This window comes from Lutibacter oceani, from assembly GCF_003384935.1.
Taxonomy (GTDB): Bacteria; Bacteroidota; Bacteroidia; order Flavobacteriales; family Flavobacteriaceae; genus Lutibacter; species Lutibacter oceani.
The window spans coordinates 150,910-163,244 of sequence record NZ_QTTQ01000012.1 but is presented as its reverse complement, the minus strand read 5'-3'; the positions used below and the strand labels follow the sequence as shown (position 1 = coordinate 163,244).

General features: G+C 29.1%; 12 protein-coding genes and 1 pseudogene. 9 read left to right on the top strand and 4 right to left on the bottom strand.

Translation table 11 applies throughout. The annotated features are described in order from the left end of the window. The 4 genes from BX611_RS13625 to BX611_RS13610 form a co-directional block, all read right to left on the bottom strand. On the bottom strand, positions 1-1,425 hold the full coding sequence (locus BX611_RS13625; RefSeq protein WP_115882257.1) for an SDR family oxidoreductase: 1,425 nt from the start codon (positions 1,423-1,425) through the stop codon (positions 1-3). Positions 1,426-1,578: 153 nt separating this feature from the next. Further along, positions 1,579-2,196, bottom strand: a complete 618-nt coding sequence (locus BX611_RS13620) for a flavin reductase family protein (protein WP_115882255.1) — start codon at positions 2,194-2,196, stop codon at positions 1,579-1,581. Further along, positions 2,196-3,509 carry an ABC1 kinase family protein gene (locus BX611_RS13615; RefSeq protein WP_115882253.1) on the bottom strand — a complete coding sequence of 438 codons (1,314 nt, stop codon included), beginning with the start codon at positions 3,507-3,509 and terminating at the stop codon, positions 2,196-2,198. The genes BX611_RS13620 and BX611_RS13615 overlap by 1 nt, the downstream gene beginning before the upstream one ends. A 7-nt stretch (positions 3,510-3,516) precedes the next feature. Then, the gene (locus tag BX611_RS13610) at positions 3,517-4,173 is read right to left on the bottom strand and encodes a TetR family transcriptional regulator C-terminal domain-containing protein (protein ID WP_115882251.1); all 657 of its coding nucleotides are present in this window, start codon (positions 4,171-4,173) and stop codon (positions 3,517-3,519) included. A gap of 172 nt (positions 4,174-4,345) precedes the next feature. Between BX611_RS13610 and BX611_RS13605 the strand changes: the two genes are divergently transcribed. From BX611_RS13605 to nifJ, 9 genes and pseudogenes are all read left to right on the top strand, one after another. Further along, positions 4,346-4,759, top strand: coding sequence for a 6-pyruvoyl trahydropterin synthase family protein (locus BX611_RS13605; RefSeq protein WP_115882249.1), 414 nt, complete (start codon positions 4,346-4,348; stop codon positions 4,757-4,759). Further along, positions 4,722-5,423, top strand: a complete 702-nt coding sequence (gene folE / locus BX611_RS13600) for a GTP cyclohydrolase I FolE (RefSeq protein WP_115882246.1) — start codon at positions 4,722-4,724, stop codon at positions 5,421-5,423. Before BX611_RS13605 ends, folE begins: the two co-directional genes overlap by 38 nt. Positions 5,424-5,425: 2 nt before the next feature. Then, positions 5,426-5,636, top strand: a pseudogene (locus tag BX611_RS15220) (hypothetical protein). Between the two features lie 9 nt (positions 5,637-5,645). After that, positions 5,646-6,329 (top strand): SDR family NAD(P)-dependent oxidoreductase, encoded by a 684-nt coding sequence (locus BX611_RS13590; RefSeq protein WP_115882244.1) that lies wholly within the window; start codon positions 5,646-5,648, stop codon positions 6,327-6,329. Positions 6,330-6,418: 89 nt separating this feature from the next. Then, on the top strand, positions 6,419-6,907 hold the full coding sequence (locus BX611_RS13585; RefSeq protein WP_181897254.1) for a glutathione peroxidase: 489 nt from the start codon (positions 6,419-6,421) through the stop codon (positions 6,905-6,907). Position 6,908: 1 nt separating this feature from the next. Continuing rightward, positions 6,909-7,373: a TspO/MBR family protein gene (locus BX611_RS13580; protein WP_115882240.1), complete on the top strand. Its 465-nt coding sequence runs from the start codon at positions 6,909-6,911 to the stop codon at positions 7,371-7,373. A gap of 3 nt (positions 7,374-7,376) precedes the next feature. Next, positions 7,377-7,859 (top strand): SRPBCC family protein, encoded by a 483-nt coding sequence (locus BX611_RS13575; protein ID WP_115882238.1) that lies wholly within the window; start codon positions 7,377-7,379, stop codon positions 7,857-7,859. A 38-nt stretch (positions 7,860-7,897) separates the two neighbouring features. After that, positions 7,898-8,389: a CIA30 family protein gene (locus BX611_RS13570; RefSeq protein ID WP_115882236.1), complete on the top strand. Its 492-nt coding sequence runs from the start codon at positions 7,898-7,900 to the stop codon at positions 8,387-8,389. Positions 8,390-8,750: 361 nt separating this feature from the next. Further along, positions 8,751-12,281: a pyruvate:ferredoxin (flavodoxin) oxidoreductase gene (nifJ, locus tag BX611_RS13565; protein ID WP_115882234.1), complete on the top strand. Its 3,531-nt coding sequence runs from the start codon at positions 8,751-8,753 to the stop codon at positions 12,279-12,281. Positions 12,282-12,335: the final 54 nt, after the last annotated feature.

The window sequence follows — 12,335 nt, the reverse complement described above, 5'->3', positions numbered from 1 at the left end:
TTAAGGTGATTTTGCTAATTTTGAAATCATACCATTAAAAACAAACCAATGAAAAGGTGTAACAGTATACCAATACAATCTTCCAGCAATACCCTGGGGTCTAAATGTAGCAGTTTGATACAAAATATTATTTTCAATTTTAAATTCTAACCAAGCTTCACCGGGAAGTTTCATTTCAGCATATAATAATAGTTTTTTAGCTTCTTTATTTACATAAATAACACGCCAAAAATCTAAAGAATCTCCATTGTTTAATTCTGTAGGATGCGTACGTCCGCGCCTTAAACCAATTCCGCCAAAAAATTTATCTAAATAACCACGTAATTTCCATAAAAAAGTAGCGTAATACCAGCCATTTTCTCCTCCTATCGACCATATTTTTTCTAAGCTATAATTTATATCTTTTATAGTACGTTGTTCTTTATCGGTATAACACCCATAAGTTGGTACATTAATATGTTTGTGCAAATCACTTTCCAAAGCACTGCTAATAAATGAATCTTTCCAACTTGAAACTATACTATTTTGTTTAATTTTTACAAATGCATTTTCTACAGCCTCTCTATAAGAAATAGGTTGTACTTTTAGTTGTTTATAAATATTGCTCGGTTTCCCAATAATTTCTATGCCCATACTATTAACCAATGAGGCTGCAAGTTTATAAGATGTTGAAGTAACAAAATACAACCAATATGATGATAGTTTTGGAGTCATTAATGGAATGGTTATAATATACCTTTTTAAACCTCTAATCTCGGCAAATTCCAATAACATTTGCTTGTAAGTAAGTATTTCTGGGCCAAAAATATCAAACGATTTATTGTAAAGTTGTTTTTTACCAATTGCTCTTTGCAAGAATGTTAATACATCTCTAATAGCAATTGGTTGTGTTTTGGTATCAAGCCATTTTGGTGTTACCATAAATGGTAATTTTTCAACTAAATCTCTAATTATTTCAAAAGAAGAGCTTCCAGAACCAACAATAATTCCTGCTTTAAAAGTGGTTAATGCGTAATTATCAGATGTTAATCTTTTTTCAACATTTTTACGTGATAATAAATGTTTAGATAGTTTAGTGTCGTTTGTAATTCCGCTTAAATAAATTACTTGTTCAACAGTAGTTGTTTCTACATATTTTTTGAAATTTTGAGCACATTTTTCTTCCAGCGTATGAAATTCAGTTGTAGAATTTGACATAGAGTGAATTAAATAATAAGCGGTATCAATATCTTTTGGGATATTTTTAAAAGTTTCTGGCTTTAAAAAATCGATTTCTACAATACTTATTTTTTTGTCGTTTATAAAATTTTTTGGAACTCTGTTTTTATCTCGTACAGTACAAACAATGCTATGCCCATCGTTTAATAACAGCGGTATTAAACGTTTTCCAATATAGCCAGTTGCTCCTGTAACTAGAATTTTCATGTATTATTAAGTTAAAGATTAAAATCTTATTATAGTTCCTCTTAATCATTTTTGTTATTTCTGCGCAGGGAGGAATAACAGTTAAATGGGCTATTGTTTATAAAAAATGCCAACTATTGAGTGCCTATCACTTATTTAACTATATAAAGATAGCTATTTTATGGGTCTTTGGTATTCAAACCGTTCTTTTAATTTTGGAATTGCATAACCATTTAGACCATTAATTGTTGCAATATTTCCTTCTGATAAATTAATAAATCCATCTTTTTGTATCAATTCATCTTTAATATGCAATTCTTGAATTTCACCAATTACAAGTTTTGTATTATTCAATTTTATATCATATTCTTCAATATATTTCATACCAATTTGAATAGGACAATCTTTAACAAATGGCGCAAAAAAGTTTTTTTTATAATCGGTTTCTAAATTGGTAACATCAAATTCTGAAATAGTGCTTTTATATTTAGCCGATGTATGATGTGCATCTTTTAGAATATTTTTGTGGATATGATTTATGGTGTAAAAACCAGTTTTTATAATATTTTCATAAGTGTTTCTAGGTACTGATGTTGGTCTTAAAATAAAACCTAATAACGGAGGTGTAGAACCCAAGTGTATCACAGAACTAAATATGGCAACATTTGTGTTGTTTTCAGTAGATTTAGTTGCAATTAAGTTGGCTGATTTATAACCGGCGCAACTATTAATAAGGTTTATTTTATATAAATGTTCTAATTGATGGATTTCATCAATATTAAAATGAGCCATTATAAATTTTTAAAATTATTGATGTGCACTTTCGTAGCCTTTAAATCGAACATTAAATTATAGAGCCCAAAAAACGTTCTGTTAATGTAAATAAAATGTTTAGAGCCTCTATTGCCATTCATTTTTTTAAGTTCTGTGTTTTTTGAATAGCGTTCACCTAATTCTGCTATTTGTTTAAAGAAATTTGGATTAGAAAAATCAAATATTTCTTGATGAAAAGGTTGTGTAAATAAGCTTAACATATCGTGAAACATTGCAGTGAAAAATGCTAATTCTTCTTCTGAATCATCATCTCTTAAAATTTCTAATTCAAACAATTTTTGTTGAAATATTTCTGGATTCTGTATGTTTTTCTTTTTTGCAAGTTCAAAATACGGAATGTAAAAATCATCAGGAATTGTTTTCATACAGCCAAAATCCAACGCAATTAAATCTGCTTCTTTAGAGATTAAAAAATTACCTGGATGTGGATCAGCATGAACTTTTTTTAGTGAATGAATTTGATACATATAAAAATCCCATAATGCTTGTCCTAGTTTGTTAGATTTATGTACATCGGTATTGTGAGCGGTGAATTCAGATAAATGTTCGCCGTGCATCCAATCCATAGTAATAATTCTTTCCGAAGAAAATTCTGTATAATATGCAGGGAATTTTAAGTTAGGAATATGCTTACAAGCTTCAGAAATTTCTTTACTTTGCTTAATTTCAATTAAGTAGTTGGTTTCTTCAATTAATTTATCTTCAACTTCTTTAAAATATTTATCAGAATCTTTTCCTTTAATATTAAACATACTAATGGCTATAGGTTTTACCAATGTAAGATCACTTGAAATACTATTTGCAATACCTGGATATTGAATTTTTACTGCTAAACTTTTTCCATTTTTTTCAGCTTTATGCACTTGTCCAATACTTGCAGCATTTACTGAATTAGCGTTAAAAGTGTCAAAAATTTCATAAGGAGTTTTTCCAAAATATTTTTTGAATGTTTTTAGAACCAAAGGAGCAGAGAGTGGTGGAACAGAAAATTGAGCTAAAGAAAATTTTTCTACATACGCTTGCGGCAAAACGCTTTTTTCCATACTCAACATTTGTGCAACTTTTAAGGCACTTCCTTTTAATTTTTTTAGTCCATCATAAATATCTTCAGCATTATTTTTGTTAAGTTTTTCTTTAGCCTCATCTTCAGTACTTACTAATTTATCACCGTAGTATTTTAAGTAATTCATACCAACTTTTGCGCCAGTTTGTACTAGTTTAGAAGCTCTATGTATTTTTGAAACAGGAATTGTATCAATAGTTTTTAGCATTGTTTTATTAGTTTATGTTCATTTTTTCTTTGTATAAAAACTTCCCCAAATCAATAATGCTTTTTAAAGGAGTTGAGTTTATTAAATCAAAGCTTGTGTTTACTGATTTTTCAATAAAAATATCAGTCTTTTCGAAGGATACAGAACTATCTTCTAACCAAAATTTTATAGTTATCAGTAGTTGAAGCCAAGCAGTTTCTTTAATACTTTTTTGTTGAATTTGAGCCAAGTTCTTTTGTTTTAAATCAATAGTTTCAATTTCAAGTGTATTAATGTAATCTGCAAAACTGGTTTTGAGACTAGATAATGCATTCAATTTTTTTAAATCTAACTTTTTGGAGTCTAATGTTGCAACAATATAACTTCTGTTTGCAGTTAAATTTTCAAAAAAGGTATAATAAAAACTCAATAATTTATTGCGAGCATCAAATGTTTTATAGTCATTACTTTTTTCTAAGACACTAATTGTGTTTTCATAAAAAGCATTAAAAATTGATTTCTCAACAGCTTCAAATGATCCAAAATACTGGTAGAAAACAGCTTCTTCAAATTTATTTTCTTTTGCAAAGGCATAAACAGAGCTAGGTTTAGCGTTGTGGTCTAAAATATAACTCATATATAATGTTATAATTTCTAAGGCATTTATTTTCTTATTTTTTGACATGTTACTGAATTTTAGTTTTGTTTAATGTAAATATATACAAATTAAACAAAAAATTATGTATAATTTAAATTTTAACAATGTTAAATCTTTATTAAATGATAAATTATATTGATAGTAATTCTTATAATCTAAAAATAAAATGTTTAAGTTTGTACAAATAATAATAAACAAAATGAATTTTAAAGTAGCAGTATCTAGATCAGAGCATTTTAATTCTGCTCACAGATTGCATAATAAAAATTGGTCTGAAGCAAAGAATTTGGATGTATTTGGTAAATGTAACAATCCAAATTATCACGGACATAATTACGAATTAGAAGTAAAAGTAATAGGTTTTGTAAATAAAGACACAGGTTATGTTATAGATACGAAGCAGTTATCAGGTTTAATAAAAAAGCATGTATTAGATAAATTTGATCATAAAAATTTGAATTTGGATGTTGAGGAATTTAAAAACTTAAACCCGACAGCAGAAAATATTGCTATTGTTATTTTTAAAATTTTAAGGCCTTTTATCGAGGAAAACTACGAACTAAAAATTAAGCTTTATGAAACACCAAGAAACTTTGTTGAAGTTCCCTATTAATGGAACAAAACTAAACGGTTTTACTTTTGATGAAATTGGAGACGACCATTTATATACCGGTATTGAAACTCCTTTAACAGCTGATGCTTTTGACATTTCTGATGAAGAAAAGAAAGATAAAATTGCTAATTTATTTTCACAAATAATGGAGGTAATGGGATTGGATTTAACCGACGATTCTTTAAAAGGAACTCCAAAAAGGGTTGCTAAAATGTATATTGAAGAAATATTTTCTGGATTAAATCCAGCAAACAAACCTAAAATAGCATTGTTCGAAAATAAATATAAGTATAACCAAATGTTGGTTGAAAAAAATATTCAGTTTTATTCTAATTGTGAACATCATTTTGTGCCAATTTTTGGTAAAGTTCACGTTGCTTATGTTTCTTCAGGAAAAGTAATTGGGCTTTCAAAAATTAATAGAATTGTACAATACTTTGCAAACAGACCACAAGTACAAGAGCGATTAACTAATCAAATTGCATTAGAACTAGCTGAAATTTTAGACACCAAAGATATTGCTGTTATTGTAGATGCGAAGCATTTATGTGTAGCTTCGAGAGGTATTAAAGACGATTCTTCGGCAACAGTAACAAGTTATTATGGTGGCGTATTCAATACACCTGAAAAAATTGTTGAACTTCAAAACTATTTGAAATTGTAATTATGGAATGGGTTGAAAAAGCATTTAAATTTGAACAACGCAAACTTATATTAAGAAGCACAAACGAAAGAATTTTGGCATCAAGAGAAGTTAAGTCACTAATTTTAGGTGTAAATGAAATTTATAAAAAAAACAAAAAATCCTGAATTAATGGCTATTATGAAGCGTTTAACATTAATAAAGCAAAGAGTTGAAAAACGATTAAAATATTAGTTTATTAATATGAAAACAGTTTTAATAATTGGAGGAAGTAAAGGAATAGGGAAAGCAATTTCTAATTTATTGTTGGATACTTGTAATATAATTAATATTAGCCGGTCTCAGCCAGAATTTACACATCAAAATTTAACACATTATAATTGTAATATTTTGACGGATGAATTGCCAAATTTAGAGAAGGTTGACACATTAATTTATTGTCCAGGTAGCATAAATTTAAAACCTTTTGAGCGTTTAAAGATTGAAGATTTTAAAAGTGATTACGAAATTAATTTTATTGGTGCGGTAAAAGCTATTCAAAAATATATGCCAAATTTAAAAGAAGCTGAAAACTCAAGTATCCTCTTATTTAGTACAGTTGCTTCTAAATTAGGTATGCCTTTTCACACAAGTGTTGCTAGTGTAAAATCTGCAATTGAAGGTCTTGTAAAATCTTTGGCAGCAGAGTATGCTCCAAAAGTTAGAGTAAATGCAATTGCACCCACAGTAACAGATACAACTTTGGCTGCAAAATTATTGAGAAATGATAGGCAAAAAGAGCAAATGATTGAAAGGCATCCGTTAAAAAAATATTTAAGTCCAAATGAGGTAGCTGCTATGGCTGAGTTTTTAATTTCAGAAAAATCAGCATCAATGTCAGGTCAAATATTTGAAATGGATTGTGGAATCACTACATTTAAAAATTAATTTTAAAAATAAAATAAATGAAAATAGCAGGTTTAATAACAAGTATAATACTTTCAGTATTTTTTATAAAAGAAACAAATTCAAAAAAAATGGATAAAATACAGCAATCATCTTTATATGATATTTCAATTAATAGTATCACAGGAGAGCCCATTAATTTAAAAAATTTTAAAGGAAAAAAAATATTATTTGTGAATACTGCATCAGAATGTGGTTTTACTGGTCAATATGAAGATTTAGAAAAATTGTACAAAACATACAAAGATAAATTGGTTGTAATTGGAGTTCCGTGTAATCAATTTGGAGGTCAAGAGCCGGGAACTTTAAGTGAGATTAAGACTTTTTGTGAAGTTAATTATGGAGTTACATTTTTAATGACAGAAAAGGTTGATGTAAAAGGTGAAAACCAACATCCATTATATGCTTGGTTAACAAATAAGGATTTAAACGGTGTGAAAAGCTCTTCAGTAAAATGGAATTTTCAAAAGTATTTGATTGATGAAAACGGAAATTATATCGATTTTTATTACTCAATAACAAAACCAATGAGTTCAAAAATAATAAATCATTTAAAATAATTTGAGTACACACATACAATACATATTATTATTTTTAATACTAAATTTTGGTGCTTTGGCAATTGGAAGTTATTTAATGAATAACGGTCCGCAAGCTAATTGGTATTTAAATTTAAACAGGGCACCTTGGACACCTCCAGGTTGGTTTTTTGGAGTTGCCTGGACTACCATTATGATTTGTTTTTCAATTTATTTAGCGCATTTATTGGCTCTAAAACCGGGAAGTACTTTTTGGATGGTATTTTTTATTCAATTTATATTGAATATAGCCTGGAATTACATTTTTTTTAATCAACAGCAGTTTGGTTTTGGCTTAATTGAAATTATGTTGTTAACAGCAGTAGTTGGCTATTATTTATTTCAATTTGGAAGTGGTTTGGGTTTAAAATCTTGGTTAATTGTACCTTATTTTACTTGGTTGTTAATTGCAATAAGTTTAAATGCCTATGTTTATTTTAAAAATTAAAAAATGAAGTTTAGTACAAAGGGAACTGTATACACATTATCATCAAAACAAAAATTACCAATATCTGTGGATGAGGCTTGGGAATTTTTGTCGAGTCCTAAAAATTTAAAAATAATTACACCAGATTATATGAGTTTTGATATATTATCTGGTGCAAACAAACCTATGTTTGCCGGACAAATAATACAATATATTGTAACACCCATTTTAGGGATAAAAACCAATTGGGTTACGGAAATTACACATGTGCTTGATAAACAGTATTTTGTAGACGAGCAGCGGTTTGGTCCTTATGCACTTTGGCATCATAAGCATTTTATTAAAGAAATACCAGGTGGTGTAGAAATGGAAGATGTAATTGACTATAAAATTCCTTTTGGCTTTTTAGGAAGATTATTTCATCCAATTATAGTGAAGCCAAAATTGACCGAAATTTTTAATTATAGAACAAAAAAACTAGAAGAATTGTTTGGATCATTCAAATAAAAATTTCTGGTAAACAATATTTTAGTACTTTATTTATAATGAATCCTATTATTATTTTTGATTTTAATACACTAAGCAATATATCAAAATGGGTGATTGTAGATGATGTGGTTATGGGTGGTAAATCAAATGGTACATTTAAATTAGATATTGATGGTAATGGAGTTTTTGAAGGAAATATTTCATTAGAAAATAATGGCGGTTTTTCATTATTGAAGTATCAATTTAAAAAAATAGCTGTTTTAAACTACAAACAAATAAAGCTTCGGATAAAAGGAGATGGAAAAAGATATCAATTTAGGGTCAAATCAAATCAAAATAATCAACACTCATATATAAGTTTTTTTAATACCACAACAAACTGGCAAACAGTTACCATTGAACTTGCAGATTTAATACCTTATTATAGAGGTAAAAAATTAAATCTACCTTATTTTCCTTGTAAAGAATTAGATGAAATAGGTGTTTTATTGGGTAATAATAAAAATGAAGACTTCAAACTTAAAATTGATTCAATAGTTTTAGTTTAGTATAATAGAATTTAATTTTTATTTACAATTGTATAATACCTTATAATTTATCATTTAATACAATTTAGTCTTTTAAATTAGAAGAAATTAAGGTGTTAATACACTGTTAATAATGTTACAAAAGATTATTAAAAATGCTTTTTGTTAATTTTAACTATCTTAAAATGAGAATTTTGTATTTTTTATTTTAAGTGATTCTAAATAATTTTCGAGGCTAATTTGCTGATATATATCATTATAACTCTTACTTTATAATTCTAATTTTACAATGTAAAAATGAATTGTAGAATTATATAGTTTGCAATTTATTCCCATTTTAGATATGGGTTTCGCAAATTATTAAGTGTAAATATAAAGTAAAATGAAACTAGAAAACAAGAAATTAATTTGTGATGCTAACGAAGCGGTAGCTAAAATAGCTCACAAAACAAATGAAGTATGTGCAATCTATCCAATTACGCCAGCTTCTCCTATGGGAGAACATGTAGATGTATATAGTGCTAAAGGGCAAAAAAATATTTGGGGAGACGTTCCAAGAATTATTGAGATGCAAAGTGAAGGTGGTGCAGCAGGTACAGTTCACGGATCTCTTCAAGGTGGAGCACTTACTACAACATTTACGGCATCACAAGGGTTACTGTTGATGCTTCCTAATATGTACAAAATGGCAGGGGAATTATTACCAACAGTAATACATGTTGCTGCAAGAACAATTGCAACACACGCATTATCAATTTTTGGTGATCATTCAGATGTTATGGCAGCGCGTCAAACTGGTTTTTCAATGTTGTTTGGAGGTTCTGTACAAGAAGCACACGATTTTGCTTTAATATCTCAAGTTGCAGCTTTAAAAAGTAAAGTTCCAATGATGAATATTTTTGATGGTTTTAGAACTTCTCATGAAATTTCTAAAATTGATGCTATTTCTGATGATGTAATTAAAGCAATGATGCCTGAAGAGGCAATAATGAAGCATAAGAAAAATTCATTAGATCCTGATAATCCGGTAATTAGAGGTACTGCTCAAAATCCTGATGTGTTTTTCCAAGCACGTGAAGCGGCGAATTCATATTATGAAAAAGTTCCTGAAATTGTTCAAGATACAATGGATGAATTTTATGAGCATACAGGAAGAAAATATAGTTTATTTTACTATGTAGGTCATCCTGAAGCTGAAAAAGTAGTGGTTGTTATGGGTTCTGGTCAAGGTCCAGTAATGGAAACTATTGATACATTAGTAGATCAAGGTGAAAAAGTTGGAGCATTATTTGTACGTTTATATCGTCCATTCTCAGTATCTGACTTTATTGAGCAAATGCCAAAATCAGTTAAAAAAGTAGCTGTTTTAGATAGAACAAAAGAATCAGGAAGTGTTGGTGAACCATTGTATTTAGATGTAGTTACTTCTTATGTTGAAATGGGAGAAACAATGCCAACTATTACTGGAGGTCGTTATGGACTTTCTTCTAAAGAATTTACACCTGCAATGGTTAAAGGTATTTTTGATGAGTTAGAAAATAATTCACCTAAAAATCATTTTACAATAGGTATTAATGATGATGTTACACATACAAGCATACCTTATAAACCAACATTCCAAACTAGAAAATCTACATTTAATTGTATGTTCTACGGATTAGGTTCAGATGGTACAGTTGGTGCTAATAAAAACTCTATTAAAATTATTGGTGAAACAACAGATAATCATGTTCAAGGTTATTTCGTGTATGATTCTAAAAAAGCTGGAGCACAAACGGTTTCACATTTACGTTTTGGACCAGACCCAATATATTCTACATATCTAATTAATACCGCAAACTTTATTGCGTGTCATCAATTTAATTTTATTCATAAATACGATGTTTTAGGTCATATTAAAGAAGGAGGAACATTTTTATTAAACTCACCTTATTCTAAATATAAAGTTTGGACAGAGTTACCAAGTGTAATGCAAAAAAAGATTATTGATAACAATATTGATTTTTATGTGATTGATGCTACTAAAGTTGCTCAAGAAGCTAATTTAGGTAAGCGTACAAATACCGTTTTACAAACGTGTTTCTTTGCAATTTCTGGTGTACTTCCAAAAGATGAAGCCATTAAGAAAATTAAAGAAGCAATTGTAAAATCTTACTCTAAAAAAGGTGATAAAGTTGTACAAATGAACTTTAATGCTGTTGATAAATCTTTAGAAAATTTAGAAAAAGTTGAATATCCTCGTCATACAACAAATGATAAAGGCTTAATGCCAATGATGACTGAAGATGCAGATGAATTTGTAAAAGAAATTTTAGGAACAATATTAGCTGGTAAAGGAGATTCACTTCCTGTAAGTGCATTTACAGCAGATGGTACGTTCCCAACAGGAACTACCCAGTATGAAAAACGTGGAATTGCAGATGCTGTTCCAACTTGGGATGATGCAGATCTTTGTACACAATGTAATAAGTGTGTTAATATTTGTCCTCACGCTGCAATTAGAGCAAAAGTAGTTTCTAATGAACTATTAGAAAATGCTCCTGCAGGTATGAAACATGTTCCTGCAAAAGGTAGACCTTTCAATAAAGAAACTGAAAGCTATGTGTTACAAGTTTCTCCACAAGATTGTACAGGATGTGATCTTTGTGTTGCCGTTTGTCCAGCAGAGAGCAAAGAAGTTGAAGGTGTATTTGCAATTAATTTAGCTAAAAAATTAGAAGTAGAAAAAGTTGAAGATGAAAACTGGGACTTCTTTATTAATTTACCTGATTATGACAGAAAGCAACTAGCTACTTCAACAGTAAAAGGATCTCAATTCTTAGAACCATTATTTGAGTTCTCAGGAGCTTGTTCTGGTTGTGGTGAAACACCTTATATTAAATTAGTAACTCAATTGTATGGAGATAGTATAATGATTGCCAATGCAACAGGTTGTTCATCAATTTATGGTGGTAATTTACCAACAACTCCTTATACAACTAATAAGGATGGTAGAGGACCAGCTTGGGCAAATTCATTATTTGAAGACAATGCTGAATTTGGTTTAGGTATGAAATTAGCATTAACTAAAAAACAAGAAATATCAGTTAACTTATTAAAAGGGTTAGAGGATAAAATAGGTAGTATTTTAGTTAATCAAATTTTAGACAATGCTGAAAATACAGAAACTTTAAAAGAACAAAAGTTAAATGATATTGCCGAATTAAATGGAATTTTAGATACTATAGATACCTATGATGCTAAAAAACTTAGAAACCTTTCTGAATACTTACGTAAAAAAGACGTTTGGATTTTTGGTGGAGATGGTTGGGCTTATGATATAGGTTATGGTGGTGTAGATCACGTTTTAGCTTCTGGTGAAAATATTAATATTTTAGTAATGGATACTGAAATTTATTCAAATACCGGAGGTCAGGCGTCAAAAGCAACACCACTTGGAGCAAGTGCTAAATTTGCAATGAATGGTAAACAAAGTAACAAGAAAAGCTTAGCATTACAAGCTGTATCTTATGGAAATGTTTATGTAGCTCAAATTGCAATTGGTGCAAAAGATATGCAAACTTTAAAAGCAATTGAAGAAGCTGCTGCATATCCAGGACCATCTATAATTATTGCATACTCACATTGTGGAGATCACGGTTATAATTTAAAAGACGGTGCTGCTCATCAAGAAAAAGCAATTGAAACAGGCTACTGGCCATTATTTAGATTTAATCCTTTAGCACCTAAAGGAAAAAGATTTAAATTAGATTCAAAAGCTCCTTCTGCGCCTTTAGAAGAGTTCATGTATTCAGAAACACGTTTTACAAGAGTTGTTAAAGAAAATGCAGAGATGGCAAAAGACTTGCTAGATAGAGCCCAAGAACAAGTAGATATTCAATGGGAACGATTAGAGCTTTATAAAAATTTATAAACCAAACTAATTTTAAAGTGCTGGGTATTTAGAATACCTGGCACTTTTTTTATA

What these genes read in the sequence shown, in the direction of transcription:
- BX611_RS13620 (WP_115882255.1), bottom strand. Translation starts at nt 2,196, where the DNA reads ATGGCTCATTTTAATATTGATGAAATCCATCAATTAGAACATTTATAT.
- BX611_RS13615 (WP_115882253.1), bottom strand. Translation starts at nt 3,509, where the DNA reads ATGCTAAAAACTATTGATACAATTCCTGTTTCAAAAATACATAGAGCT.
- BX611_RS13590 (WP_115882244.1), top strand. Translation starts at nt 5,646, where the DNA reads ATGAAAACAGTTTTAATAATTGGAGGAAGTAAAGGAATAGGGAAAGCA.
- BX611_RS13610 (WP_115882251.1), bottom strand. Translation starts at nt 4,173, where the DNA reads ATGTCAAAAAATAAGAAAATAAATGCCTTAGAAATTATAACATTATAT.
- BX611_RS13625 (WP_115882257.1), bottom strand. Translation starts at nt 1,425, where the DNA reads ATGAAAATTCTAGTTACAGGAGCAACTGGCTATATTGGAAAACGTTTA.
- BX611_RS13585 (WP_181897254.1), top strand. Translation starts at nt 6,419, where the DNA reads ATGGATAAAATACAGCAATCATCTTTATATGATATTTCAATTAATAGT.
- nifJ (WP_115882234.1), top strand. Translation starts at nt 8,751, where the DNA reads ATGAAACTAGAAAACAAGAAATTAATTTGTGATGCTAACGAAGCGGTA.
- BX611_RS13575 (WP_115882238.1), top strand. Translation starts at nt 7,377, where the DNA reads ATGAAGTTTAGTACAAAGGGAACTGTATACACATTATCATCAAAACAA.
- folE (WP_115882246.1), top strand. Translation starts at nt 4,722, where the DNA reads ATGAAACACCAAGAAACTTTGTTGAAGTTCCCTATTAATGGAACAAAA.
- BX611_RS13605 (WP_115882249.1), top strand. Translation starts at nt 4,346, where the DNA reads ATGAATTTTAAAGTAGCAGTATCTAGATCAGAGCATTTTAATTCTGCT.
- BX611_RS13570 (WP_115882236.1), top strand. Translation starts at nt 7,898, where the DNA reads ATGAATCCTATTATTATTTTTGATTTTAATACACTAAGCAATATATCA.